Below are 25,154 nucleotides of genomic sequence, written 5' to 3'. Positions count from 1 at the left end.
GGTTTGGCCCGATGGCAGCGGCGCGGTACGGATCGTATTCTGAATTGGCCTTACCACTTGTCCAATTCAGGACAACCCTTAACCCCACCACCCGTGCCGCTCCAGACCGTCGAACCCCAGCGCCTCTATCGCCAGATTGCCGACCAGCTGCGCGGGCTGATCGGCAAGGGCGAGCTTGCCGTCGGCGCGCGGCTGCCGGCCGAGCGCGACCTGGCCCAGCAGCTCGGTGTGAGCCGGCCCTCGGTGCGCGAGGCGCTGATCGCGCTCGAGGTCGAGGGCTGGGTCGAGGTCCGAACCGGCTCGGGCGTGTATGTGCTGGACCGCTCGCACCGCGCGAGCAAGCCGGTGGCGCCCACCGAATGGGGCCCGCTGGAGCTGATCCGCGCGCGCCGCGTGATCGAGGGCGAGACCGCCGCCATTGCAGCTGCCGTGGGCAAGCGCAAGGACATCGACGCCATGAGCCGCGCCATCGAAACGATGCGCGGGCTCGCCGACCGCGAAATACTGCCGCTCGAAGGCGACCGCGAATTCCACGTGGCCATCGTCAATGCCAGCGGCAACGCCGTGCTGGTGGAAACGGTGCAGAGCTTCTGGGATTCGCGCAACGGCCCGATCTTCACGCGCCTGGGCGGCTACTTCGAGACGGTGGCCTCCTGGCGCTCGGCGATTGCCGAGCACGAGGCCATCCGCGACGCCGTGGCCGCGCGCGACCCCGAGGCCGCGCGGGCCGCCATGCACGCCCACATGGACAACTCGCACCAGCGGTTCAGCGCGAGCTGGCGCCGCGCGAAAAAAACCGCTCCTCCTTCCGATTCCCACACAACACGAGTTCCACGATGAATCCCTTCATTCGCCTGCATCCGGCCGACGATGTCGTGATCGCGCGCAGCCAGCTGGTCGGCGGCGCCAAGGTCGAAGACTTTGCCGTGCGCGGCCTGATTCCCGCCGGGCACAAGGTGGCGACGCACGCCATTGCCGCCGGCGAACCGGTGCGCCGCTACAACCAGATCATCGGCTTCGCGAGCAAGCCCATTGCGGCCGGCGAGCACGTGCACACGCACAACCTCGACATGGGCCCCGACAAGGGCGACTTCGAACGCGACTACGCCTTCGGCGCCGACGTGAAGCCCGCGCCCGCGAAGCGCGAGGCCACCTTCATGGGCATCAGGCGGGCCGACGGCCGCGTGGCCACGCGCAACTACATCGGCGTGCTCACGAGCGTGAACTGCTCGGCCACCGCGGCGCGCGCCATTGCGGACCACTTCTCGCGCAAGACCAATCCATCGGCGCTGGCCGGCTACCCGAACGTCGACGGCATCGTGGCGCTCACCCACGGCACGGGCTGCGGCATGGACACACAAGGCATGGGCATGCAGATCCTGGAGCGCACGCTCACGGGCTATGCCACGCACCCCAACTTCGCGGGCGTGCTGGTGGTGGGCCTGGGCTGCGAGGCGAACCAGATCAATGCCTGGCTCGCGACCGGCCACCTGGCCGAGGGCGAGAACTTCCGCACCTTCAACATCCAGGACACCGGCGGCACGCGCAAGACGGTGGAGAAAGGCATTGCGCTGATCAACGAGATGCTGCCGCGCGCCAATGCGGTCAAGCGCGAGCCCTGCAGCGCGGCGCACATCACGATCGGCCTGCAGTGCGGCGGCTCGGACGGTTACTCCGGCATCAGCGCCAATCCGGCCCTCGGTGCGGCGGTCGACCTGCTGGTGGCGCACGGCGGCACGGCCATCCTGAGCGAGACGCCCGAGGTCTATGGTGCCGAGCATCTGCTCACGCGCCGAGCCGTCAAGCGCGAGGTCGGCCAAAAACTGGTGGACCGCATCAAGTGGTGGGAGCACTACACCGAGATCAACGAAGGCGAGATGAACAACAACCCCTCGCCGGGCAACAAGGCCGGCGGCCTCACGACCATCCTCGAAAAATCGCTCGGCGCGGTGGCCAAGGGCGGCACGAGCAACCTCGAGGCGGTGTACGAATACGCCGAGCCGGTCACGGCGCACGGCTTCGTCTACATGGACACGCCGGGCTACGACCCCGTGAGCGCCACCGGGCAGGTCGCGGGCGGCGCGAACATCATCTGCTTCACGACCGGACGCGGCTCGGCCTACGGCTGCGCCCCCTCTCCTTCGCTCAAGCTTGCGACCAACTCGGCGCTGTGGCAGCGGCAGGAAGAAGACATGGACATCAACTGCGGCGAGATCGTGGATGGCACCAGCTCGATCCAGGAGATGGGCCAGCGCATCTTCGAACTGGTGCTGGCCACCGCGTCCGGCGAGCCTTCGAAGAGCGAGAAACATGGCTACGGCCAAAATGAATTCGTGCCCTGGCAAGTCGGCGCGGTGATGTAAGGAACCTATGCCCCAAACCCTTTCCTCCTCTGTTCTGCGATCGCAATGCGCCCGCATCCTCGAAGCCGCCGGCAGCACGCCGGCCGAAGCCGCGCAGGTGGCCGACAACCTGGTGCTGGCCAACCTGAGCGGCCATGATTCGCACGGCGTGGGCATGCTGCCGCGCTATGTCGATGCGGTGGCCGAAGGCGGCCTCGTGCCCAATGCCGCGGTCAAGATCAACACCGACATCGGCACGCTGCTCGCGCTCGACGGCCAGCATGGCTACGGCCAGATCGTCGGCGTGCAGGCGATGGAACTCGGCATTGCACGGGCGAAGCAGCACGGCAGCTGCATCTTCACGCTCGCCAACGCGCACCACCTGGGCCGCATCGGGCACTTCGCCGAAATGGCAACGGCCGAGGGCCTGGTCTCGATGCACTTCGTCAACGTGCTGTCGCGGCCCGTGGTGGCGCCGTGGGGCGGCGGCGACGGGCGCTTTGGCACCAACCCCTGCTGCATCGGCATTCCACTCGCAGGCGCCGAACCCTTCCTGCTCGACTTTGCCACCAGCCGCGTGGCGCAGGGCAAGATGCGCGTCGCCCACAACAAGGGCGAACGCGTGCCCGACGGCTACCTGATCGACGAGCGCGGCGCGCCCACCAATGACCCGGGCGTGGTGGTCGTGCCGCAGGCCAACGGCCTGTTCGGCGCGCTCATGACCTTCGGCGAACACAAGGGCTACGGCATGGCGATGGCCTGCGAGCTGCTGGGCGGCGCGCTCACCGGTGGCGGCACCTGGCACCGCCCGGCCGACACCGCACGCACGGTGCTCAACGGCATGCTGACGATCCTGATCGATCCCGCCAAACTGGGAACCCAGGAGAGCTTCGCGCAGGAGGCGACGGCCTTCGTCGAGTGGCTGCGCCAGAGCCCGCCGGGCGCCGGCTTCGACCAGGTGCAGATCGCCGGCGAGCCGGAGCGCGCTGCACGCGTGGCGCGCGAGCGCGACGGCATCTGGCTGGACGATGCGACCTGGGGCGAGATCGTCGCGGCCGGAACCAAGGTGGGCGTGGCGGTCGCCGCCGCGTAAAGGCCGCGTTTCCTTCTAGCGCCGCGCCTTGCGCGACTTCTGGCTCAGCACGATCGCAATGCCGCCCAGGATGGCCACCGAGGCCGCCGCCAGCCGCGGCGTGATCGCCTCCGACAGCAGCAGCACGCCGCCGAACGCCGCCAGGAGCGGCACCGACAGCTGCACGGTGGCCGCCTGCATGGCCGACAGGCGCGCGAGCGCCGCATACCAGACGACATAGCCGAGCCCCGAGGTCAAGGCGCCGGAGGCCACGGCCAGCGCGATGCCGGTGGCATCCGCATGGGCGCGCATCATGAAGGCAAGGCTCAGCGCCAGGGCCAGCGGTACGGCCCGCAAGAAGTTGCGGCCCGTGGCGGCCAGCGGATCGGGCACGCCGCGGCCGCGCAGCGAATACACGCCCCACGCCACCCCGGCGATGGCCATCAGCACGGCGCCCAGCAGCGGCGGCGCCGCAACGCCCGGCAGCACCAGGTAGACGAGCCCGCCGGCCGCCAGCACGAAGCCGAGCCATGCCACGAGCCCGAAGCGCTCGCCCGAGCCCAGGCCCGCGCCGAGCATCGTGAGCTGCACCGCGCCGAACAGGATCAGCGCGCCCGTGCCCGCGGAGAGGCTCAGGTAGGCGAAGGAAAAGAAGGCGACGTAGGCGAACAGCATGGCGGCCGCGAGCCAGTCGGCACGGCCGGGCACGGCAGGCCGGGAGCGGAACTGCACGACCAGCGCGAGCGTGAGCGCACCGGAAACCAGCCGGATGCTGCCGAAGCTGGCCGGATCGATGCCCCGCTGCTGCAACGCGAGCCGGCACAGCAGCGAATTGGCCGCGAATGCGAGCATGGCCACCGCGGTCAGCGCGACGGTCTGCAGGGTGGACGGCGCGCGGCGCACCTCGGAGATGGCTTCAGACATGCGCCCCCACCATGAAGACGGCCCAGCCCAAGAGCGCAAACCCGAGCGGCGCGCTCAGGCGGTGGCCCCAGGGAACGTTCTTTTCCAGCGCCATGACGGCGGCCAGCAGCAGCATCCAGCCCAGGCTGCCGGTGCCGAGCGCGAACATCAGCAGCATCAGCGCCCAGCAGCAGCCGACGCAGAACAGGCCATGGTGCAGGCCCAGCGCAAACGCATGGCGCGCCTGCGCATGGCCGCGCCAGTGCTCGATGACAAAACTCAGCGGCGTGCGGCACTTCTCGAGGCACTTGTGCTTGAGGCGGCTGAACTGGAACGCGCCGGCCAGCGCGATGGTCGCGGCGCCGATCACCCAGCCGTGCCAGGCCAGCGTGGGCGCGCTCGCGAGCAGCGCCAGCACCGCGCTGTGGAGCCCGTGCGCCAGCAGCCCGAAGGCACCCCACACGGCCATGTAGCCAAGCCCCAGCAGCACGAGCAGGCGCGCATGGTCCGCACGCCCCGCGGTCAGGCGGTCGAAGGCGTTGAACAGCGGCAGCGTGGTCGGCAGCATCATGGCCATGGTCATGAGGATCCACGCCACCGCATAGAGCACTGCGGGCACGACCACGCCGCCGGCAGGAATGGCCTGGCACAGGAACGCGGCCGGCCCCGAGGCGGTCCAGTCGCCGTGTTCGAGATAGCGCCCGTAGGGGCTGCGCGCCCAGGCCCACAATGCCATCCACGCAAGCGCGGCCAGCGCAGCGAGAACCGGCAGGAACACGCGGCGGTGGCGGATGACGTTGCGCGGCGGCAAGCCGGCCGCGGGGTTCACTGGCTAACCTTCGTGCTCCGCACTGCGGTGCGAGCTTGCTTGGGGCGGCCCGGCACGGCGCTCATGAATCAAAGACGAAGGTGCTCTGCAGGGCGTTGTGGTTCTTGATGTCGAGGTCGATGCCGAGGGCGGGGTTCTTCGAGCGGTAGGTGGGCGCCTTGCCGACGAACACCGGCGCGCCCGGCACCGTGGAGAACACGGTGTCCGACAGCGTGGTCTGCCCGCCGGTCGCGCCGCGGTAGGGTTCGAGTTCGGCGTAGTAGTCCTTGCCGATCTCCAGCTCGCCCTTGCCTTCGTTCACCGTGAAGCGAATGGGCGCCCGCTCGACCGACACCACCTGGCCGATGAGGGCGGCCAGGTCGGCGATCGGGCCGCCGGCCTTGCCGGTGTAGACCTTGAGCAGCGCCTCTTCCTGCTCCTTGGAGGCTTTGTCGTCGACGAAGATCGCCGCCGTCCAGTTGCCTTCGAGGATGTTTCCGGGCACATGCGCCACGGCCGCGATGGTGTTGCCGCCGACGTCGACGCCGTCGATGGTTCCCTTGTCGATGCGCCACGCGACGATGGTGTCGCAGGTGCCGTTGTCAGGGTCCTCGCCGATCCAGCAGGGACACAGGACGTTGCAGTTGCATACCTCGAGCAGGCGACCTTCCAGGTGATAGCTCATACGAACCTCCGTTCAGAAGCCACACGAACACGGAACTTGTCGCCGCGACTCAGCGGCAAGGGGGGCGCTGATCCTACGCTTCGCAACCGGGCAAGTCGAGCACGATGCCCCGCCGCGCACTACCCTGGGTACCCCACTGCCGCCCGTGGATCAGCTGCGGCTTGCGTCGTGCGCCGGCTTGCCGATCTGCACGCTCACCTCCTCGCCCCTGAGCCTGGCCTGCACGGCCTTGATGGCCTTGTCGAGCCGCGCGCCGTAGTCGGCATCGGCCTGGCGGAAGTAGCTCACCGAACGGTCGATGATGTCCTGCCGCGTCACCGCACCCAGGCCGCCCGCGATGTTGTTCACCAGGCGCTCCTTGGCGGCTTCGTCCATCAGCCGGTAGAGGTCGCCGGCCTGCACGAAGTCGTTGTCCTCGGGGTGCTGCTGCCACTGGTGGCTGCCGGTCCAGCCATGGATCTCGAGCGGCGCGTAGACCGGCTCGTTGCTCTGCTTGGGCGCATCGCTGAAGCTGTTGGGCTCGTAGTTGGGGCCGCGGCCGCCGTTGCCGTCGCCGCGCATCGCGCCGTCGCGGCCGTAGTTCTGCGCCGTGGTGGCATGCGGGCGGTTCACCGGCAGCTGCGTGTGGTTGATGCCCAGGCGGTAGCGCTGCGTGTCGCCGTAGCTGAACAGGCGGCCCTGCAGCATCTTGTCGGGCGAAGGGCCGATGCCGGGCACGAAGTTGGCCGGGTTGAACGCGGCCTGCTCGATCTCGGCAAAGTAGTTGTCGGGATTGCGGTTGAGCGTGAGGATGCCGATGTCGATCTTCGGATAGTCCTTGTGCGACCAGACCTTGGTCAGGTCGAAGGGGTTGAAGCGGTAGGTCTGCGCCTCGGCCACCGGCATGATCTGCACCTGCACCTTCCAGCTCGGGAATTCGCCGCGCTCGATGGAATGCAGCAGGTCCAGGTGGTGGTGGTTCGGGTTTTCGCCGCCCACGCGCTGCGCCTCCTCGGCCACGAAGGTCTGGATGCCCTGGTGGGTCTTGAAGTGGTACTTGACCCAGAAGGCCTCGCCCTTGGCGTTCACCCACTGGAAGGTGTGCGAGCCGAAGCCGTCCATGTGGCGGTAGCTCTTCGGAATGCCGCGGTCACCGAACAGCCAGGTGAACTGGTGCGTCGCTTCGGGCGAGTGCGAGAAGAAGTCCCAGGCGTTGTTGGGCTCCTGCACGTGGCTGTAGGGGTCGCGCTTCTGCGAGTGGATGAAGTCGGGAAACTTGAGCGGGTCGCGGATGAAAAAGACCGGCGTGTTGTTGCCGACGAGGTCGTAGTTGCCGTCTTCGGTATAGAACTTGAGCGCGAAGCCGCGCGGGTCGCGCACGGTGTCGGCCGAGCCGAGTTCGAGCGCCACGGTCGAGAAGCGTGCGAGCACCTCGGTCTTCCTGCCGACCTGGCTCAAAAACCTGGCCTTGGTCCATTTGGACACGTCGGCCGTCACCTCGAAGGTGCCGAAGGCGCCCGAGCCGCGCGCATGCACCACGCGCTCCGGAATGCGCTCGCGGTCGAAGCGCGCAAGCTTCTCGATCAGGTGGTGGTCCTGCATCAGCACGGGGCCGCCGGGGCCGGCCGTCTGCGATTGCTGGTTGTTCTCGACGGGCGCGCCGTTTTCGGTGGTGAGCTTGCGGGAGTCGGTCATGGGTGGGCTTTCCTCTGGAGTTGTAGGGGCCCATGCATTTTGTCAATGAATACAGCCTTGCTGCATCACATTGAGCTATCGCCTCGATAGGCGGCCCGCCGAAGGCCGCCCGAGGTTTCAGACGATCAGCGCGATCGTGGCTTCGAGGTGCTCCGACGGCGCCCGGCGGAAGCCCGAGCGCGTGAAGCGCTGCAGCTGCCCGACCACGAAGGCCGTGAGCGCGGCGGCGCGCACCTGCGCATCCACGCTCGGGGTGGCCGAGCCGTCCGCGGCGGCCGCCCCGCGCAGCACCTGGCGCAGCGTGGCCTCGATCTTGTCGAAGAACTGGTTCATGCGCTGCTGGAGGCGCTCGTTCTCGAACACCAGCGCATCGCCCACCATGACGCGCGTCATGCCGGGGTTGCGCTCGGCAAACTGCACGAGCAGCGTGAGGATTTTTGCGGCCTGCTGGGCGCCCGTTGCGCCTTCGCGCTCGAGGATCTGGTTCACCAGCGTGAAGACGCTCTGCTCGATGAAGTCGATGAGGCCCTCGAACATCTGGGCCTTGCTCGCAAAGTGGCGGTAGAGCGCGGCCTCGCTGACGTCGAGCCGCGCAGCCAGCGCCGCGGTGGTCACGCGCTCGGCGCCGGGCTGCTCGAGCATGGCGGCCAGCGCCTGCAGGATCTGCACGCGCCGCTCCCCGGGCTTGGGGCGTTTTCGGACCGGCGCGACGGGCGTCAGCGTTTCGGTCTGGGTTTCTATGCCGGGATAGCTTGTCTCTTCGTTCTGCATGGAAGCGCGTGCAAAGATGTAATCAATTGATTCTCGCACAGGGCCGCGCAGTGAGCGCGCGCAAACCGGCCCCGGGAAAGCTCGTACAGAATCGGCCCATTCAACCAAGCAAAAGTTCTCATGGCCCCAAAAAGCGTTCTGGTGACGGGTGGTGCAGGTTTCATTGGCAGCCACACCTGCGTCGCGCTGGCCGCCGCCGGATACACGCCGGTCATTCTCGACAATCTGGGCAACAGCGACATCCGGGTATTGGAGCGGTTGCGGCAGATCACCGGCAGCGCGCCGCGGCTGATCGAGGGCGACGTGCGCGACCGGGCGCTGCTCGACCGCGTGCTGGGCGAAGAAGGCTTTGCGGCCGTGATCCACTTCGCGGGCCTCAAGGCCGTGGGCGACTCGGTGGCCGACCCGCTCACCTACTACGACAACAACGTGCACGGCAGCCTCGTGCTCGCCTCGGCCATGCAGCAGGCGGGCGTGCGGACGCTGATCTTCTCGTCGTCGGCCACGGTGTACGGCGAACCCGACCACTCGCCCATTCCGGAAGACGCGCCCTGCAGGCCGGCCAATCCCTACGGGCGCTCCAAGCGCATGGTGGAAGAGGCGCTGGCCGACCTGCACCGCGCGCAGCCCGGCTGGCGCATTGCGCTCCTGCGCTACTTCAACCCGGTCGGCGCGCATGAAAGCGGGCTCATCGGCGAGCACCCGCAGGGCAAGCCCAACAACCTGATGCCCTTCGTGTGCCAGGTGGCCGTGGGGCAGCGCGACAAGCTGCTGATCCACGGCAACGACTACCCCACGCCCGACGGCACCGGCGTGCGCGACTACGTGCATGTGATGGACCTCGCCGAAGGGCATGTGGCGGCCCTGCGCCATGCGCAAGGCCACACCGGGCTGGTCACGCTGAACCTCGGCACCGGCCGCGGCGCCTCGGTGCTGGAGGTGGTGCATGCCTTCGAGCGCGCGAGCGGACGTCCGCTGCCTTATGAGATTGGCCCCCGCCGGCCCGGCGACGTGCCCGCGTACTGGGGCGACCCCTCGCTGGCGGAAGCCACGCTGGGCTGGCGCGCGCGCCGCGGGCTCGACCAGATGTGCGCCGACAGCTGGCGCTGGCAGCAGGGCAATCCGAACGGCTACGAAAGGTCACTGACCGCTTGCTGACCGGGACGGCCGGCCTCCCCGGAAACAAGCCCCGCAAGGGCTTCCGGGCATGTAACGAATGCTCACCGCGGAACCCGGCCGCAACAAATGTTAAGTGGGTTGTTACCCAAGCGATCCATCGCGTCGCTATTCTGAATTGATGGGGGGCTCTGCATGCCGGCAAGCCCCGAGGGTTGTGCCATCTCTTTGCAGAGTAGGGGGAAAGATTTGCCTATCGATCAAGCGCGATACGCCCAATGGGCCGCGGCGTGCCGGTTCTCTGCCTTCACCGACACCGCCTACAGCGCGTGGACACGCGACGAAGCGTCCCGCCACAAGGCAGAACAGCCGGCGCTTCGCTCTGAGCTGGAGAATCTTCCGTACCGCGAGGGCTTGACCTTCGCCATTGCCGACAGCGGCAGCGACGAGGCATTGCACAGCACGCTGGCTTCGCTCTCGGCACAGCTGTGCCACCGCTTCGACGTGGTGGTGACCTGCGATCCTTCGCGCGCCGAACCGGTTGGCCATGCGCTCCTGTTCGTTCGCGATTCGATCAACGTACGGCTGGTGCCCGCGAGTGCGCCGGCCAGCCGGCTCGAACTGCAGCAGCTCGCGCTCGAGCACACGGCCGAGCCCTGGTTCGGCGTGATCCTCGCGGGCGACCGCCTCGCTGCGCAGGCCGTTTCGTCGATCCAGCTCACGCTCGCCAAATGGCCCGATGCGGCCGTCGTCTATGCGGACGAGGACTGGATCGCAGAGGGCCAGCTGCGATGCAAGCCGCGCTTCAAGTCGGCATGGGATCCGGAGGCGCAGCTCGGCTTCGACCTGCTGGACGGCCTGTGCGTGATGAGGCGCGCCAACGTCCTGGCGGCCGGAGGCTTTCGCGCCGAATTCGAGCCGGCCGCCGGCTACGACCTGCACTGCAGGGTGGCCATGCCGCTGCCCTGCAGCCAGGTGCGCCATGTTCCCTCAGTGCTGTACCACCGGCAGGTCCCGCCGGTCATCGATGCGGGCGACACGCGGCAGGCCGTCGAGGCCTATGCGGCGGCGGCCCGGCGGGTGGCGGCTGAAGCAGCGTTCCGGCAAACGGGCGTGGCGGCCGAGGTGCTGCCCTCGCCGATCGCCGAGTTCGTCAACCATGTCCGCCGCCCACTGCCCAGCCCCGCGCCACGGGTCAGCGTGCTCGTGCCGACGCGCGACCGCGCCAATCTGGTGAGGACCTGCCTGGACGGCCTGCTGCGCAAGACGGACTATCCGGATTTCGAAGTCCTCATCCTCGACAACGACAGCGTCGAGCCGGCCACGCTGTCCCTCTTCGCCGAGTTGGCCGCGGACCCGCGCGTGCGCGTGCTCCGCGTGCCGGGCCCCTTCAACTTCTCGGCCATCAACAATGCCGGCGTGCAGGCCTCGACCGGCGAGGTGCTGCTCTTCCTGAACAACGACATCGAGATCCTCGATGGCGGATGGCTCAGGGAGATGGTCGGCGAAGCCATGCGGCCGGACATCGGCTGCGTGGGCGCCAAGCTGCTGTACGGCGACGGCACGGTCCAGCATGCCGGCGTCATGCTGCAAAGCGGCCCGCTGGCGATGCATGTCTGCCGCACCGACGGCGCCACCGACAGCGGCCTGGACGGGCGGCTCGCCGGCACGCGCGACTACCTGGCGGTCACGGGCGCCTGCCTGGCGGTTCGGCGCCAGGTGTTCGAGCAGGTGGGCGGCTTCGACGGCGAGCACCTGCCGGTGGCCTACAACGACATCGACCTGTGCCTGAAGGTGAACGATGCGGGCTACCGCAACGTCTGCACGCCGTTCGCCTCGCTGCTGCACCTGGAGAGCGCCTCGCGCGGGCACGACCATGTTTCCGAAGAGAAGCAGCAGCGGGCAGCGCGCGAGCAGGCGCACGCCAGCACCAAGTGGATCGATCGCTTCGAGCACGACCCCTATCACAACCCGAATGTCCAGTGGGACTGGCTCACCGGCGCGCACCTGGCCCCCAGCGCCGGCCAGCAATGGCAGCTCGCGCGCTGAGGCGGGCGCGGCGGTTTCATCGACTTTCTAGCGGAGGCCCGGACCCGTCCGGGCAGGAATACAAATGAAAGAACCCACCCTCATTCTTCCGACGGTCGACCGGTCGCTCGACGTGCTGACGCACCCGGTGCTGGACCCGCTGTTCTGGACGCCGCACCTGCTCGGCAAGGCCAGCGCCTGGTGGACCCACACGCCGTTCGCATTCTGGATCGTGGCGGCCTGCAAGCCGGGCCTGCTGGTGGAACTGGGCACGCACAACGGCGTGTCGTACGCGGCGTTCTGCGAGGCCGTGGCGCGGCTCAAGTCGGCCACGCGCTGCTACGCGGTGGACACCTGGGCCGGAGACGAGCATGCCGGGCACTTCGACGCGCAGGTCTACCACGAGCTGCGCGACTTCCACGACAAGCACTTCAGCGCCTTCTCCGAACTCCTCAAGTCCACCTTCGACGACGCGCTGCCGTACTTTGCCGACGGCTCCATCGACGTGCTGCACATCGACGGCTTCCATACCTACGAGGCGGTCAAGCACGACTTCGAGACCTGGCTTCCCAAGCTGTCGGACAAGGCCGTGGTGCTGTTCCACGACACCAATGTGCGCAGCGGCAATTTCGGCGTCTTCCGCTTCTTCGCCGAGCAGGCACGGCACTATCCCTCGTTCGAGTTCCTGCACGGCCACGGGCTTGGCGTGCTGGCCGTGGGCGACCGCGCGCCGGCCGCCGCCATGGCGCTGTGCAACCTCGAACCCGAGCGCGCCGATGCCGCCAGGGCGCGCTTCGCGCACCTGGGGACGCGCTGGTTCGTGACCACGCGCGAACAGCTCGGCTCGGCCGAACTGCATCAGCGCATCCACGAGGCCAATGCCCTGCGCGCGCCGGTGGAAGCCGAGCTGGCCCAGGTGGCGGCCGCCCGCGCGGCCGAGGCCGAGGCCCGCGCCCGCGCCGAAGGCCAGCTGGACGCCCTGTCCCACGAGGTGGCCGAGAAGGCCGCCCAGCTGGAAGACCTGAACAGGCAGGCCGGCGATGCGCAGGCGAAGGCCGCCCAGGCCGAAGCCGCCGCGCGCGCAACCGGCTTCGCCCACGAGCAGGCGAACCGGCGCGTGGCGGAGCTTCGGAATGTCGTGGCGCAATTGGCCACCGACCTGAACAAGACCCGCGACGACCTGAACGAGACCAGCGAAGCCAAGAGCCTGCAGCAGCGCACCGCGCTGGCCTGGAAGAACCTTGCCGACCGGAAGGAAGACCGGGTCGAATCGTTGATGGAGCGCTTCACGCGCCTGCGGGTCGACCCCTCCCTGAGCGTCAAGGCCAAGCTGCGCAGGCGCCTGCGGCTGCTTGCCCGGCGCATTGCCGGCAAGCCGGTGGACCTGGGGGCGGTGGAGATCGTCCGGTTCTCGCCCTACTTCGATCGCGAGTGGTACCTGAAGACCTACCCCGACGTGGCATCGGCCGGCACGGACCCCGCGGAGCACTACGTCACCCACGGCGCGGCCGAAGGGCGCCAACCCGGCCCATGGTTCTCGGGCACCGAATACGCGGCGCGCTACGGGGACGCGGCGGGCTTCAATCCGCTGCTGCACTACACGCTGGTGGGTGCGCGAGAAGGCCGGCGCGCCGGCCTGCTCGGCAGCGACGACACCGAGCCGCCCCCCATTCCTCCCTTGCCCAGCCGGGTGTTCTCGATCTTCTACGTTTCGGGCGAGGCGGACACGCCCGGCCACCTGTACCGTGTCGCGCGCTATATCGAGGCGGCGCGGATGAACGGCGTGCCGGCGGAATGGGTGCGGCAGGAAGAGCTGGAGGCGCGGCTCGAGCTGACGTCGCGGCACGACGTGATGATTCTCTGGCGCACCCAGTGGAGCCCGGTGCTCGAAAAAGCCATCGGGCTGATGCATGCGCAAGGCAAGAAGGTGGTGTTCGACATCGACGACCTGATGATCGAACCCGACCTGGCCGACACCAAGGTGATCGACGGCATCCGCTCCAACGCCCATCCGGAAGCCGCGGTGCGCGAGCTCTTCGCGAGCGTGCGCCGCGCCATGCTCGCGTCCGACGTCTGCATTGCCAGCACCCAGGAGCTGGCCTATCACATGCGCTGGGCGGGCAAGTCCACCCATGTGCTGTTCAACGGCTTCGACGACCAGACCTTCGAGCTCTCCAGGCGCAGCGCCCGGCAGTGGCGCAGCGCGCGGACCGACAACCTGGTGCGCATCGGCTATGCCGGCGGCTCGCGGACGCACCAGCGCGACCTGGGCCTGGCCATCGAGGCGATCGCGCGCGTGCTGCGCGAGAACGAGCTGTGCCGGCTGGTGCTCTTCCAGACCGAATCGGGCATGCGCCTGGTCGACGTGGAGGAATACCCGGTGATGGCCGGCCTGGCGCACCGCATCGAATGGCGGCCCTTCCAGACCCTGGAGACGCTGCCGCGCGAAATTGCGCGCTTCGACATCAACATCGCGCCGCTGGAATTCGGCAACCCCTTCTGCGAGGCCAAGAGCGAACTGAAGTTCTTCGAGGCCGCGCTGGTCGACGTGCCGACCATCGCGTCGCCGACCGGCCCGTTCACGCGGGCCATCGAGCACGGCGTGTCGGGCTTCCTGGCCGCGAGCGCCGACGACTGGTACCACCATCTGTCGACCCTGGCGTCGGACCCCGCGCTGAGGGCCAGTGTCGGCTCGGCCGCGTTCCTGCGCGCGATGGCCTCGTACGGGCCGCTGCAGCGGGCCACGCAGTTCGGCCGCGTGCTCGACCAGCTGCAAGGCGATGCGCTGGCCGCGCGGGCCTTCGCGCTCGATGCCCGCGTGCGCTCGGCGCCGATCCCGCGGCCCCAGCTGATGCCGCTGGAAGTGCTGTTCGAGCACCGGGCCGACGAGGCCGAGCTTGCGGATGTCACGGTCGCCATTCCGCTCTACAACTACGAGCAGTTCATCGTCGAGGCGCTGGAATCCGTGCGTGCCCAGACGCTGGCGGTGCTGGACCTGGTGGTGGTGGACGACTGTTCGACCGACGGCTCGCTGGACGCCGTGCTGGCATGGGCCCGGCAGCACGCCAGGCGCTTCAACCGCGTGGTGGTCGCGCGGCATGAGGCCAACAGCGGCCTGGGCCTCACGCGCAATGCGGGCTTCCACCTTGCGGACAGCCCCTATGTGCTGCCGCTGGATGCCGACAACCGGCTGCGCCCGAAATGCTGCGAAGAGCTGCGCCGCGCCATCCGCGCCGAGCGCGTGGCCTTCGCCTACCCGACCATCCAGCACTTCGGCGCCTCCAGCGCACTGCTCGGCGATGCCTTCTACGAGCCGCAGCGCTTCGTGGCCGGCAACTACATCGACGCGATGGCGCTGGTCTCGAAGGAGGCGTGGGCGATCGTCGGCGGCTACAACCACGTTCGCCACGGCTGGGAGGACTTCGACTTCTGGTGCCGGCTCGCGGAGCAGGGCCAGCGCGGCGTGCGGGAGGCGCAAACGCTCGCGGACTACCGCGTGCATGCGAGCTCGATGCTCAGGGCCGAGACCACGGTCCCGCAGAATTACCAGCGGCTGATCGAGAACTTCAAGGCCCAGCATCCCTGGGTGTCGCTGATCGACGAGCGGCTCGCGCGCAAGCCGCCGGCGCTGCAGGTGGCGCTGAGCGACGGCGGCGCGAAGTCGCGGCTCCAGGCGCTGCTGCCGATTCTTCGCTGTCCCAAGACCGGCCTCAAGCTGACGGCCGATGCGGCAAGCGGCACACTGGCGACCGTGGACGGCTGGCGGCGCTGGCCCGTCGTCCAGGGCCGGCCGGTCCTTTGCGAGGACATCGGCGAGCCCGAGGTCAAGCCCGCCGAGCACGTCAGCAACCCGCTGCCGCCCGAAGCCCTGAAGCTCGCAAAGAGCACCAAGGGGTGGGTGCTGAATCTCAGCGGCGGAGGCTCGCAGGAAAAGATCGAGAACGTGGTCGAGGTCGAATACTGTCTGTTCAGGCACACCGACGTGGTCGCCGACGCCCACGTGCTGCCGTTCGACGATGCGGTCTTCGACGCCGTGATCGTCATGAACGCCTTCGAGCACTACCGCGAACCGCAGAAGGTGGCGGCGGAACTGCTGCGGGTGCTCAAGCCCGGCGGCCGCATCCTGGTGCGCACCGCCTTCATGCAGCCGCTGCACGAGCGGCCCTGGCATTTCTTCAACTGCACCCGCTACGGGCTGGAGCAGTGGTTCCGCGAGTTCGAGGCCGAGCGCGTGCGGGTGTCGGAGAATTTCGCGCCGAACCACTCCGTCAGCTGGCTGGCGTCGGAGTGCGAGCAGGCGCTGCGCGCCAACGTGTCCGACGAAGCCGCGGAGCGCTTCCGGGAGGCCCCCGCGGGCGAGCTGGTGGACCTGTGGCGCGATCCGTCGCTGCGCGATACGCCGCTGTGGACCGACTTCGAGAAGCTGCCCCAGTCGGTGCAGGAAGTTGGCGCCGCGGGCTTCGAGTATCTCGGCCGGAAACCCGCGGTGGCCAGGGCGGGCGCGAACGGCTGCTGAGGCTGCGGCCTCAGCGCGCGCGGATCATCGTGCCGTAGGCCTGGTCGGTCAGGATCTCGAGCAGCATCGCGTGCGGCACGCGGCCGTCGATGATGTGCACCGCGTTCACGCCGCTCTTGGCGGCATCGAGCGCGCCCTCGATCTTGGGCAGCATGCCGCCCGAGATGGTGCCGTCGGCAAACAGGTCGTCGATCTCGCGCGCGCTCAGGTTGGTGAGCAGATTGCCGTCCTTGTCGAGCACGCCGGGCGTGTTGGTCAAGAGCATGAGCTTCTCGGCCTTGAGCACGGTGGCGAGCTTGCCGGCCACCACGTCGGCGTTGATGTTGTAGCTCTCGTTCTCCTCGCCGAAGCCGATCGGGCTCACCACGGGAATGAAGGCGTCGTCCTGCAGCGCCTTGACCACGCTGGGGTCGATGGAGACGATGTCGCCCACCTGGCCCACGTCGTGGTGCAGGTTGGGGTCGGCGCGGTCCGCCATCTTGAGCTTCTGCGCGCGGATCATGCCGCCGTCGCGCCCGGTCAGGCCCACGGCCTTGCCGCCGGCCTGGTTGATCAGGCCCACGATGTCCTGCTGCACCTCGCCGGCCAGCACCCATTCGACCACCTCCATGGTCTCGGCATCGGTCACGCGCATGCCCTGGATGAAGCTGCCCTTCTTGCCCAGGCGGTTGAGCGCCGCCTCGATCTGCGGGCCGCCGCCATGCACCACCACCGGGTTCATGCCGACCAGCTTGAGCAGCACCACGTCTTCCGCGAAGTCGGCCTGCAGGGCCGGATCGGTCATGGCATTGCCGCCGTACTTGATGACGATGGTCTTGCCGTGGAACTTGCGGATGTACGGCAGCGCCTGGGCCAGGATCTCGGCCTTGTCGCGCGGGGGAATGTTGAGGACGGGATCGGTCATGGGCGGGCAGGCTCCAAAACGGTGGGGACGATGGAAAGAATGAATTCTTGCAGCAGGGAAGCCGTCACGGGCGCAGCCAGCGCGGCACCTTGAATCGCACGATCATCAGGTAGGCGCCCACGTAGGTCGTGACGAACAGCAGGCAGAACAGCATCAGCACGATGGTGTTGTTCCAGAACAGCACCGCGGGCACCACCGACAGCGCGGCGAACATCCAGAGGTAGGGCGAGGTCCGGTTGTTGCGGGCGAGCAGTTGGCGCGCCTCGTCGTCCGCGAAGGCCACGCGCACGATGCGCCTGAAGATCAGCTGGTGGAAGTGCAGTGCGTCGGCGGTGCCGGGCGACTGCCCGCGCGCGAGCTTGCGGTAGATGGAGAACAGCGTCTCCCACACCGGGTAGATCAGCAGCAGCATCGGAAACCACGGCGAGACCACGCGGTGCCGCTGCACCAGCGTCACGCAGGCCAGCGCAATCACCATGCCCCAGACGTAGGCGCCGCCGTCGCCGGCAAAGATCTTGCCGCGCGGATAGTTCCAGATCAAAAAGCCGATGGTGGCGCCGACCAGGCAGACCATCATGGCCGCGAGCTGGCGGTCGCCCACCTGCAGCGCCACGTGCGAAACGGCCAGGCACACCAGCACCGCCACCGTGCCGGCCAGCCCGTTGTAGCCGTCGATGATGTTGAAGGCATGCGGCAGCCCGCCGATGGCCAGGGCCGCGAACAGCACGGCGCCGTACGGCACCAGAGCCAGCCAGCCGTCGACCGCCTCGATGCCGGTGCGCGACAGGCCCAGGCCCAGCACCCAGCACGCGAGCAGCGCGGAGCCGATGGTGAGCGCCAGCCTGTAGCGCACCTTGACGTTCTGCGTCACGTCTTCGACGATGCCGCCGAGCACCGCCGGCGCAATGCACAGCAGCGTGAGCATCGAGGTCTTGAGCGGCCAGGAGACGTTGAACGGGTCGGTGCCGGTGATGCCGGAGGCCAGCCAGGCCGCGCCCATGCCCAGCAGGATGCCCGCTCCCCCGAGCCGCGGCACGTGGCCCTTGTGGAAGCGCTGGGGCATGTCGGCGCCGTAGAGCCGGGCGTGCCTGCGCGCGCGGCGCATGAACACCTGGACCCCGAAGGCGGAGACGAAGAAACTGATGACGATCAGAGCAATCATGTGTGGGTGTTGGGGAACCCTAGAATTCCCGAGCGAAATTAGACCATGCCAGCGCCCCCTTCCCCTTCTTCCCCCCCGATCACCATTTCGATCGTCAGCCACGGCCAGCTCGCGCTGGTGCGCCCGCTGCTCGAGCAGCTGGACCGCTTCTGCCGCAGTTCGACCGCCAAGGTCGTGCTCACGCTCAACATCCCCGAACCCGATGTGCTGGCCGGCCTGGAATGGGGTTTTGCGGTCGAGCGGATCGAAAACACGAGCCCCAAGGGCTTTGGCGCCAACCATAACCAGGCCTTCGGGCACTGCGACACCCCCTGGTTCCTGGTGCTCAACCCCGACATCCGCCTGGACGGCGACGTGCTGGCGCCGCTGGTCGCGCAGGCCGCGCCTGACGCCGGCCTGCTGACGCCGCGCATCCTCGAGCCGGGCCGCAGCGCGCCCGAGCAGCACCGCGCCGTCATCACGCCGCTCGAGATCCTCACGCGCCGCAAGCCGGGGTACGTGCGCCCGGCGGTGCCGGACTGGATTCCGGGCCTGTTCATGCTGTTCCGCAGCCAGGCCTACCGCCAGATCGGAGGCTTCGACGAGCGCTTCTTCATGTACGGCGAAGACTTCGACATCTGCGCCCGGACCCAGTTGGCGGGCTGGAAGCTGCAGGTGGGCGAAGACCTGCTCGCGCGCCACGAGGCCCAGCGCGCCAGCCGCAGCAGCAGGAAGCACCTCTACTGGCACGTGACCAGCCTGCTCAAGGTGTGGACCTCGGGCGCGTTCTGGCGCTACCTGCAGACCCGCTCCCGCGGAACCTGAAAAAAAGCCGCTCCCGCGTTTGCGCAGACAATCCGGGGCCGGGAAGCCAGCAGAGACCGCAGGCGCCGTCCCCTCCCAACCACGACGATGACGACCACGAGCAGCCCGACAGCCCCGCAGGAACACGCCCACCTGCTCCATCCCAAATACCGACCCGACATCGACGGCCTGCGCGCCGTCGCCGTGCTTTCGGTGCTCGGCTACCACGCGTTTCCGCAGTGGATCAAGGGCGGCTTCATCGGGGTCGACATCTTCTTCGTCATCTCGGGCTTCCTGATCACCACGATCATCCTGGGCAGCTTCGAGGGCGACGGGTTCAGCTACCGCGAGTTCTACGCGCGCCGCGTGAAGCGCATCTTTCCGGCGCTGGTGCTGGTGCTGGCCGCGACCTTCGCCTTCGGCTGGTGGGCGCTGCTGCCGCACGAGTGGGAGCAGCTCGGCAAGCACGTGGCGGCGGGCGCCGGCTTCGTCTCGAACTTCGCCTTCTGGAGCGAGGCCGGCTACTTCGACAACGCGGCCGAGACCAAGCCGCTGCTGCACCTGTGGTCGCTGGCCATCGAGGAGCAGTTCTACATCTTCTGGCCCGTGCTGCTGGGCCTGGCATGGAAGCGCAAGTGGCGCGTGCTCACGGTGGTGGGCGCGGTGGCGGCCCTGTCGTTCCTGCTCAACGTCGCGACCATCCACAGCCACCGGGAGGCCGCGTTCTATTCGCCGCTGTCGCGCTTTTGGGAGCTGATGATCGGCGGCATGCTGGCGTACATGCGGCTGCACCGCCCCCTGCCCAAGCCGGGCTGGGGCCGCCATGCGCAGTCGATTGCCGGTCTGGTGCTGATCGGCCTGGGTCTTGCATTCATCCGCGGCGGCAAGGCGTTTCCGGGGTTCTGGGCCATCCTGCCCACGCTGGGCGCCTTCTATTGCATTGCGGCCGGCCCGACCGGCGTGCTCAACCGCTACGTGCTCGCCTCCAGGCCGATGGTGTGGGTCGGCCTCATCAGCTATCCGCTGTACCTCTGGCACTGGCCGCTGCTGGTCTACGCGCGCATCGTCGAGGGCGAACTGCCCTCCAACGGCCTGCGCGCGCTGATGCTGCTGGCGGCCGTCGTGCTGGCCTGGCTGACCTACCGCTTTGTCGAGCGCGGCACGCGCCGCAGCGAGAGCAGCACCGTGATCTCGGTGCTGGTGGCGCTGATGGTGGGCTTCGTGGTGCTGGGCACGCTGGCGGCCACGCGCTACTACGTCGGGCGGCACAGCGACCCCTACTTCAACAAGACGGCCGCGGCCGCCAAGGACTGGGGCTACCCGGACGGGCTCAGCCCCATCAAGGTCGATGGCGAGGTGCTCCAGCAGATCGGCCACGGCAAGCGCCGCGTGCTGCTTTTCGGCGACAGCCACATCGAGCAATACGGCCCGCGCGCCGTGGAGCTGAACAAGATCGCGCCCGACACCCTCGATTCGCTCTCCTTTGCCACCTGGGGCGCCTGCCCGCCCATTCCCAACGTGGTCGACGAAAAGAACAACCTCTGCGGCGAACGCCGCGACGGCGCCATGCGCCTGGCCATCAGCGACAAGTTCGACGCGGTGGTGTTCGGCGGCTGCTGGAACTGCTACTTCTCGGAAACCGGCAAGCCCAACGCCGCCAACGCCGAGGCCGACCGCTACTACTACTCCGACGGCAAGACCAGGCACCGCTTCATGGGCGGCGGCGGCGTGGACCTGGCGCTCAACATGCTCGAGGCGGTGATGACGAATCTTGCAAAGCACAAGCAGGTTTATCTGGTGCTGGACAACCCTGTGGGCGAAGGGTACGGGCCAGAAGAATTCATCAAAGGCGGGCGGCTCGGTGACATGAAGGTGGCTCGCATGTCGCCTACTGCGCCTTGGGGATCGGTGCAGAAGGAACTGCACGAACGCATGCGCCAGATCGCAAAGCGCAGCGGCGCGATCGTGATCGACCCGATCCCGACACTCTGCAAGAACGACCAGTGCACCCGAGCGGACGCCGACGCGACGCCGATCTACAAGGACTCCGGCCACCTGAGGGCCGAGTATGTGCGGCAGTTCGCCACCTATATCGATGTGGCGATGACGACGCAAAAGCAGCCCGCGGCGGTCGGCCGCTAGCTGGCCCCGCGGCGAGCCGCTGCGTCAGCTCTTGTAGATGCGCCGCAGGCTGCGGATGCCCGGCAACCGGGTGAGCGCGCCCACGAAGCGGACCATACCCGGCGTGCTGTGGCGCAGCAGGAGGAGCGTGATCCACAGACGCAGCTTCTTCTTGCGGCCCACATAGGGGTTCGCAAAGACGATGGCACCGTACTCCGCCAGCACCGCGCTCATCTCCCCGCGGTACTGGTCGTCCTTCTTGATCGCTTCGATCGCTTCATTCACGAAGAACAGTTGGAAGCGCGGCATCAGATATTCGCGAAGGTAGTAGCGGCCGCGCTGATGCTCGTCAGGGAACATCTGCAGCAGCTTCTTGAAGTACTTGAAGCGGCTGCGGACCATCCGGATGCCGAACGAAGTGCTTGCCGTGTGGATGCACCAGACGGTGACGGCCTTGTCCACGAAGTGATTGCTGTAGCCCTTGCGGAAAATGCGCAGGAAGAGGTCGTCGTCCTCGTAGCCCATGAACTGCGGGTCGAACCCGCCCACCGCCTCGAAGGCCTTGCGGCTCACGAGCGTGGCCGAGGGCAGCACGAACATGTCGTAGCGCAACAGGTCGAAGATGCTGCGCTTGGGGTGTTCGGCATGGTCCTTGATGACGCCCGTGCGGATCACGTTGCCATCGCCATCGGCCTCGTACAGGTCGGCGTAGATATAGCCGAAGAGCCGGTCGTCCGGAGGGATCGAGGTGACGAGCGTCTCGATGTGGTTGGGCAGGTAGAAGTCGTCCTGGTCGAGGAAGCAGATGTATTCGGAGGTGGAGGCAGCCACCCCGGCGTTGCGCGCCGAGCCCTGCCCGCCGTTCTCCTTGTCCAGGATGCGGAAGGGATAACGGGCCGCGAGCGCGTCGAGCGCCGCGCGCTCTTCGGGCCGGGAGCCGTCGTTGACCACGATCACTTCGTTCGCGGGCACCGATTGCTCGAACACGCTTCGAACCGAACGCTCGATGAAATCGGCGCCGTTGTAGAACGGGATGATCACCACCACGCTAAGCGAAGCGCCAGGGGCGCCGGCGATGGTTGCTGGGGAGGAATTCGTGGTGGTCATTGTTTTTGTGGGAGTGACGCGATTCGCTTGGGCGCAAGCCTACACAGATTCGAAGAGGTCGCGCACCACGCCCCGGAAGCCACGGCCGAACTTGTCGTAGCGGCCGGTCATGGCTTCGCGAAGAATGGGCAGGCAACGGGCGAGCCTCGATGCGGGCAAGGCAGCGCGGAAGCGCTGGTGCTCGATCTTGCTGCGCACCTTGTCGAGAATCTCCGGCGAAACCCGCCCCCCGATCTTCTGCAGCCGCGCAAGGAGCAGTTCGGCCTTGATGGCCCGCTCCACATGCGTGTTGCCCCTGGAAGCCAGTGCCTTGCGCACCTTGGCTTCGAAGGTGTCGCGCCGGGCCCCGATCTGGTTCGATTCGTGCTGGCGATAGTCGATGAGCGGCTGCTCCAGCAGGTCGACCCGGCCAATGGCCGACGCGATGATGCCCAGCCACTCGTCGTGCACCCATTCGACGGGCAGAGGCAGGGCATGCTCGAGCAGCGAACGGCGAAACACCGTGGTCGCGCCCGTCACGAGGTTGCGCCGCAGGAACACATCGAAAGCGTTGCCGCCGTGGACACGTTCGATCTCCGAGGGGGTGACTTCGAGCGCATGGAACAGCGTATCGCCGATGTCGCGCCGCTCGGCATCGACAAGACGCGCATCGGTGTGCAGAAGCAGAAGATTCGGATCGCTCTCGAAAAGCGGCGCCATCTGCGCGAGGCGCTCGGGGAGCCAGATGTCGTCCTGGTCGCTGAGCGCAATCAGTTCGCTGGTGCAGGCCCCGATGGCCTGCTCGAAGTTCTTGACCACGCGCAGCGCGGGCCGGTTCTCGAAGATGCGCAGGGCCACGGGGTGCCCCGGCCGTTCGGCCGCGCACTCGGCCACCGCAGCCCGCACCACCTCCACCGAGCCGTCGGTCGACGCATCGTCGGACAGCACGATCTCCACCGGCGGCAGGGTCTGCAGGCAGATGCTGCGCACCTGCTCGCGCAGGAAACGCGCGCCGTTGTGGGTGCAAAGGGCGACGGAGATCTCGGGGGAAGGGGGGATGCTCATGGCTTGCTCGTCTTGCGAGCGGTTATCAATGTGGCGGAGGCGGCGAAAGGCGGTTTCAACGGTTCCTGGAGCCTCCGGCGCGGGGGCCGGTAAAATTATCCCTTTCTTCACACCCGAACAAGAAAATGCGCGCCCTCTCAATTGTGCTATTGGGGCCCGCAGAATCCCGGATCCGACCGGCATCGCAGCAGGCAACATCCAAGCCAGGTGCATGTTTGTGAGGCCTGGGCGGAACTGTCACTGCAATATCATCACCAATGCGCAGCGCACTGGGCCCGTGTCCAGGCCCGCGGTATTGGCCAGATCGGCAACGTCCAGCACGGGACCCTTTCTCGGCGGATATCGCCATACCCATTGAAAGAGAAACATCGATTGACGAACATCGGCAACGAGGAACTGGTGCTCATTGAAGCCCAGTGTCGAGAACATCCGGGCGGGAACGGCTTCGTGCGCCTGGCAAACACCAACGGGCGCATATGAGCCAGATCCATTCCAATTTGCACCGCAGCCCGTGGTCTGACTGGTGGGAAGGTACCCGCCGCACGGATATCTGGTGGACGCTCGCATGGTTCGACGTGGTGCTGCGCTATCGCCGCTCGATGCTGGGTCCGCTCTGGCTCACGTTGAGCATGGGCGCGATGATCGGCGGCATGGGGCCTCTGTACAGTTCGCTGTTCGGAACGGAACTCTCCAAGTTCTTCCCTCACCTCGCGCTGGGCATCATTTTCTGGGGCTTCTTTTCGAGCGTGGTGACGGAGTCGTGTAACGCCTTCGTGGGCTCCTCCAACTACCTCAAGCAAGGCTATTTCCCGATCAGCCTGTTCGTCTGGCGGAGTCTGGCTCGGAACCTGATTCAGTTTGCGCATCAGATCGTGCTGTACGTCCCCGTTGCCCTTTGGGCGGGCATCTCGCTCTCGTGGTCCGTGATGCTGGTCATTCCTGCAATGGCCATTGCGATTGTCAATGCGCATGCACTTGGATTGCTGCTTGGCCTCATCTGCACACGGTTTCGCGACGTCACTCAAATTGTGACCAGCGTCATGCAGATGCTGATGTTCCTGACGCCCGTATTCTGGCTGCCTGAGAGCCTGCCCAACCGTGCCCAATACATCCTCTGGAACCCGTTTGCCCAGATGCTTGACCTGCTGCGCACGCCGCTGATGGGGGGAGTTGCCGCGCCGCACAGCTGGCTCGGCATCGCAGGGTGGACCGCTCTGACCTTGGTCGCCTCCGCAATTTTGTTCACGAGATACCGCCGACGCGTTGTCTACTGGCTCTGATACATGGCTTCCATTTCCCTCAAAAACGTTGCCGTCAACTTTCCGATCTATGGCGCTGGTGCAGCGTCATTGAAGAAAACACTTGCGGCTTCCGTCACCGGCGGCAGGTTTGGCAAGGAGACCGGCGTCACCGTCGTTCAGGCGCTGAGCGACATCAACCTCGAGCTGAAGAGCGGAGACCGCCTGGGGCTGATCGGGCACAACGGGGCGGGCAAATCGACCCTGCTGCGTACGCTGGCCGGCGTCTACGAGCCCTCCGCCGGCGAATTCAAGCGCGAGGGAACGGTATCGAGCCTGATCGATCCGTCGCTCGGCATCGAGGCCGACGCGACCGGCATCGAGAACATCATGCTGCGCGGACTCGTCATGGGCCTGAGCAAGAAGGAGATCGACGCACGGATTCCGGAGATCTGCGAATTCAGCGGCCTCGGGCAGTACGTGAACATGCCTGTGCGCACCTATTCCACCGGGATGATGATGCGGCTCGCCTTTTCGATCTCCACCAGCGTCGAGGCCGACATTCTCCTCATGGACGAATGGCTCTCGGTGGGCGATGCCGACTTCACCGAAAAGGCGGAAAAGCGCATGCGGGACGTGGTTTCCAAGTCGGGCATCCTGGTCCTGGCCTCGCATTCGCCGGCGTTGATCGCGAAGGAATGCAACATGGTGGTCAAGCTGAGCCATGGGCGGCTCGAGCCCGCCGAGCTTTCCGTGCTGGCCGACGCAACGGAACTGGACGACCGGCCTTAGAGCCTGTGCCGCCGGCGCCTTGGCCGGCAGGGCTCCGGCCCATGTGTCCAATCTCTCTCTTCCAAGGCAGAATTCAAGCGTCTGCAGC

20 protein-coding genes are annotated in these 25,154 nt (G+C 67.3%); 11 read left to right on the top strand and 9 right to left on the bottom strand.

Annotated features, from left to right (window positions below):
- The first annotated feature begins 93 nt into the window (after window positions 1-93).
- Genes ACAM58_RS04150 through ACAM58_RS04140 form a run of 3 tightly spaced genes read left to right on the top strand, consistent with a single transcriptional unit; the run spans window position 94 to window position 3,435 of the window.
- Window positions 94-840, top strand: coding sequence for a FadR/GntR family transcriptional regulator (locus tag ACAM58_RS04150; RefSeq protein ID WP_018903733.1), 747 nt, complete (start codon window positions 94-96; stop codon window positions 838-840).
- A complete protein-coding gene (locus tag ACAM58_RS04145) occupies window positions 837-2,363 on the top strand; it encodes a UxaA family hydrolase (protein ID WP_369664207.1) in 1,527 nt (508 codons plus the stop codon). Before ACAM58_RS04150 ends, ACAM58_RS04145 begins: the two co-directional genes overlap by 4 nt.
- A 7-nt stretch (window positions 2,364-2,370) precedes the next feature.
- Window positions 2,371-3,435 carry a malate/lactate/ureidoglycolate dehydrogenase gene (locus ACAM58_RS04140; RefSeq protein WP_018903735.1) on the top strand — a complete coding sequence of 355 codons (1,065 nt, stop codon included), beginning with the start codon at window positions 2,371-2,373 and terminating at the stop codon, window positions 3,433-3,435.
- Between the two features lie 15 nt (window positions 3,436-3,450).
- Here ACAM58_RS04140 and ACAM58_RS04135 read toward each other — a convergent pair whose 3' ends face one another.
- The 5 genes from ACAM58_RS04135 to slmA all read right to left on the bottom strand — a co-directional run bounded on the left by ACAM58_RS04135 (window position 3,451) and on the right by slmA (window position 8,255).
- Window positions 3,451-4,338, bottom strand: a complete 888-nt coding sequence (locus tag ACAM58_RS04135; RefSeq protein WP_369664206.1) for a DMT family transporter — start codon at window positions 4,336-4,338, stop codon at window positions 3,451-3,453.
- Window positions 4,331-5,146 carry a DUF2182 domain-containing protein gene (locus ACAM58_RS04130; protein WP_307596424.1) on the bottom strand — a complete coding sequence of 272 codons (816 nt, stop codon included), beginning with the start codon at window positions 5,144-5,146 and terminating at the stop codon, window positions 4,331-4,333. The genes ACAM58_RS04135 and ACAM58_RS04130 overlap by 8 nt, the downstream gene beginning before the upstream one ends.
- A gap of 61 nt (window positions 5,147-5,207) precedes the next feature.
- The gene (locus tag ACAM58_RS04125; RefSeq protein WP_018903738.1) at window positions 5,208-5,810 is read right to left on the bottom strand and encodes a DUF1326 domain-containing protein; all 603 of its coding nucleotides are present in this window, start codon (window positions 5,808-5,810) and stop codon (window positions 5,208-5,210) included.
- Window positions 5,811-5,960: 150 nt separating this feature from the next.
- Window positions 5,961-7,484 (bottom strand): catalase, encoded by a 1,524-nt coding sequence (locus ACAM58_RS04120; RefSeq protein ID WP_369664205.1) that lies wholly within the window; start codon window positions 7,482-7,484, stop codon window positions 5,961-5,963.
- A 117-nt stretch (window positions 7,485-7,601) separates the two neighbouring features.
- Window positions 7,602-8,255, bottom strand: coding sequence for a nucleoid occlusion factor SlmA (gene slmA / locus ACAM58_RS04115; protein WP_012745930.1), 654 nt, complete (start codon window positions 8,253-8,255; stop codon window positions 7,602-7,604).
- 120 nt (window positions 8,256-8,375) lie between these two features.
- Here slmA and galE point away from each other — a divergent pair, with 120 nt between their 5' ends.
- From galE to ACAM58_RS04100, 3 genes are all read left to right on the top strand, one after another.
- Window positions 8,376-9,413, top strand: a complete 1,038-nt coding sequence (gene galE, locus ACAM58_RS04110; RefSeq protein ID WP_369664204.1) for a UDP-glucose 4-epimerase GalE — start codon at window positions 8,376-8,378, stop codon at window positions 9,411-9,413.
- A gap of 372 nt (window positions 9,414-9,785) precedes the next feature.
- A complete protein-coding gene (locus ACAM58_RS04105) occupies window positions 9,786-11,420 on the top strand; it encodes a glycosyltransferase (protein ID WP_369664203.1) in 1,635 nt (544 codons plus the stop codon).
- Window positions 11,421-11,484: 64 nt separating this feature from the next.
- Window positions 11,485-15,915, top strand: a complete 4,431-nt coding sequence (locus tag ACAM58_RS04100; RefSeq protein WP_369664202.1) for a class I SAM-dependent methyltransferase — start codon at window positions 11,485-11,487, stop codon at window positions 15,913-15,915.
- A gap of 10 nt (window positions 15,916-15,925) precedes the next feature.
- On the opposite strand, the gene argB is transcribed toward ACAM58_RS04100, so the two are convergent.
- Entirely contained in the window at window positions 15,926-16,819 is an 894-nt protein-coding gene (argB, locus tag ACAM58_RS04095) for an acetylglutamate kinase (protein ID WP_012745926.1), read from the bottom strand.
- Window positions 16,820-16,883: 64 nt separating this feature from the next.
- Window positions 16,884-17,981 (bottom strand): glycosyltransferase family 4 protein, encoded by a 1,098-nt coding sequence (locus ACAM58_RS04090; RefSeq protein WP_012745925.1) that lies wholly within the window; start codon window positions 17,979-17,981, stop codon window positions 16,884-16,886.
- A gap of 45 nt (window positions 17,982-18,026) precedes the next feature.
- Between ACAM58_RS04090 and ACAM58_RS04085 the strand changes: the two genes are divergently transcribed.
- Together ACAM58_RS04085 and ACAM58_RS04080 are read left to right on the top strand one after the other, a co-directional pair.
- Window positions 18,027-18,785 (top strand): glycosyltransferase family 2 protein, encoded by a 759-nt coding sequence (locus tag ACAM58_RS04085; protein WP_369664201.1) that lies wholly within the window; start codon window positions 18,027-18,029, stop codon window positions 18,783-18,785.
- Window positions 18,786-18,872: 87 nt separating this feature from the next.
- On the top strand, window positions 18,873-20,906 hold the full coding sequence (locus ACAM58_RS04080) for an acyltransferase family protein (RefSeq protein ID WP_018903745.1): 2,034 nt from the start codon (window positions 18,873-18,875) through the stop codon (window positions 20,904-20,906).
- Between the two features lie 24 nt (window positions 20,907-20,930).
- Here the strand turns inward: ACAM58_RS04080 and ACAM58_RS04075 are convergent, their stop codons facing one another.
- Window positions 20,931-21,992, bottom strand: a complete 1,062-nt coding sequence (locus tag ACAM58_RS04075) for a glycosyltransferase family 2 protein (RefSeq protein WP_018903746.1) — start codon at window positions 21,990-21,992, stop codon at window positions 20,931-20,933.
- A 39-nt stretch (window positions 21,993-22,031) separates the two neighbouring features.
- Entirely contained in the window at window positions 22,032-23,036 is a 1,005-nt protein-coding gene (locus tag ACAM58_RS04070) for a glycosyltransferase family 2 protein (RefSeq protein WP_018903747.1), read from the bottom strand.
- A 207-nt stretch (window positions 23,037-23,243) separates the two neighbouring features.
- Between ACAM58_RS04070 and ACAM58_RS04065 the strand changes: the two genes are divergently transcribed.
- The 3 genes from ACAM58_RS04065 to ACAM58_RS04055 are packed head-to-tail and all read left to right on the top strand — an operon-like array spanning window position 23,244 to window position 25,066.
- Window positions 23,244-23,516: a hypothetical protein gene (locus ACAM58_RS04065; protein WP_230537746.1), complete on the top strand. Its 273-nt coding sequence runs from the start codon at window positions 23,244-23,246 to the stop codon at window positions 23,514-23,516.
- Window positions 23,513-24,316 carry an ABC transporter permease gene (locus ACAM58_RS04060; protein ID WP_018903749.1) on the top strand — a complete coding sequence of 268 codons (804 nt, stop codon included), beginning with the start codon at window positions 23,513-23,515 and terminating at the stop codon, window positions 24,314-24,316. Before ACAM58_RS04065 ends, ACAM58_RS04060 begins: the two co-directional genes overlap by 4 nt.
- Before the next feature lie 3 nt (window positions 24,317-24,319).
- The gene (locus tag ACAM58_RS04055; RefSeq protein ID WP_018903750.1) at window positions 24,320-25,066 is read left to right on the top strand and encodes an ABC transporter ATP-binding protein; all 747 of its coding nucleotides are present in this window, start codon (window positions 24,320-24,322) and stop codon (window positions 25,064-25,066) included.
- Window positions 25,067-25,154 lie beyond the last annotated feature (88 nt).

The sequence above is a fragment of the Variovorax sp. V116 genome, from assembly GCF_041154435.1.
Lineage (GTDB): Bacteria > Pseudomonadota > Gammaproteobacteria > Burkholderiales > Burkholderiaceae_C > Variovorax > Variovorax paradoxus.
This window is presented reverse-complemented; position numbering and strand designations above follow the sequence as displayed.

Excerpts from the sequence above, each read along its gene's own strand:
- ACAM58_RS04145 (WP_369664207.1), top strand. The coding sequence starts at position 837 with ATGAATCCCTTCATTCGCCTGCATCCGGCCGACGATGTCGTGATCGCG.
- ACAM58_RS04140 (WP_018903735.1), top strand. The coding sequence starts at position 2,371 with ATGCCCCAAACCCTTTCCTCCTCTGTTCTGCGATCGCAATGCGCCCGC.
- ACAM58_RS04135 (WP_369664206.1), bottom strand. The coding sequence starts at position 4,338 with ATGTCTGAAGCCATCTCCGAGGTGCGCCGCGCGCCGTCCACCCTGCAG.
- ACAM58_RS04125 (WP_018903738.1), bottom strand. The coding sequence starts at position 5,810 with ATGAGCTATCACCTGGAAGGTCGCCTGCTCGAGGTATGCAACTGCAAC.
- ACAM58_RS04120 (WP_369664205.1), bottom strand. The coding sequence starts at position 7,484 with ATGACCGACTCCCGCAAGCTCACCACCGAAAACGGCGCGCCCGTCGAG.
- slmA (WP_012745930.1), bottom strand. The coding sequence starts at position 8,255 with ATGCAGAACGAAGAGACAAGCTATCCCGGCATAGAAACCCAGACCGAA.
- galE (WP_369664204.1), top strand. The coding sequence starts at position 8,376 with ATGGCCCCAAAAAGCGTTCTGGTGACGGGTGGTGCAGGTTTCATTGGC.
- ACAM58_RS04100 (WP_369664202.1), top strand. The coding sequence starts at position 11,485 with ATGAAAGAACCCACCCTCATTCTTCCGACGGTCGACCGGTCGCTCGAC.
- argB (WP_012745926.1), bottom strand. The coding sequence starts at position 16,819 with ATGACCGATCCCGTCCTCAACATTCCCCCGCGCGACAAGGCCGAGATC.
- ACAM58_RS04090 (WP_012745925.1), bottom strand. The coding sequence starts at position 17,981 with ATGATTGCTCTGATCGTCATCAGTTTCTTCGTCTCCGCCTTCGGGGTC.
- ACAM58_RS04085 (WP_369664201.1), top strand. The coding sequence starts at position 18,027 with ATGCCAGCGCCCCCTTCCCCTTCTTCCCCCCCGATCACCATTTCGATC.
- ACAM58_RS04080 (WP_018903745.1), top strand. The coding sequence starts at position 18,873 with ATGACGACCACGAGCAGCCCGACAGCCCCGCAGGAACACGCCCACCTG.
- ACAM58_RS04075 (WP_018903746.1), bottom strand. The coding sequence starts at position 21,992 with ATGACCACCACGAATTCCTCCCCAGCAACCATCGCCGGCGCCCCTGGC.
- ACAM58_RS04070 (WP_018903747.1), bottom strand. The coding sequence starts at position 23,036 with ATGAGCATCCCCCCTTCCCCCGAGATCTCCGTCGCCCTTTGCACCCAC.
- ACAM58_RS04060 (WP_018903749.1), top strand. The coding sequence starts at position 23,513 with ATGAGCCAGATCCATTCCAATTTGCACCGCAGCCCGTGGTCTGACTGG.
- ACAM58_RS04055 (WP_018903750.1), top strand. The coding sequence starts at position 24,320 with ATGGCTTCCATTTCCCTCAAAAACGTTGCCGTCAACTTTCCGATCTAT.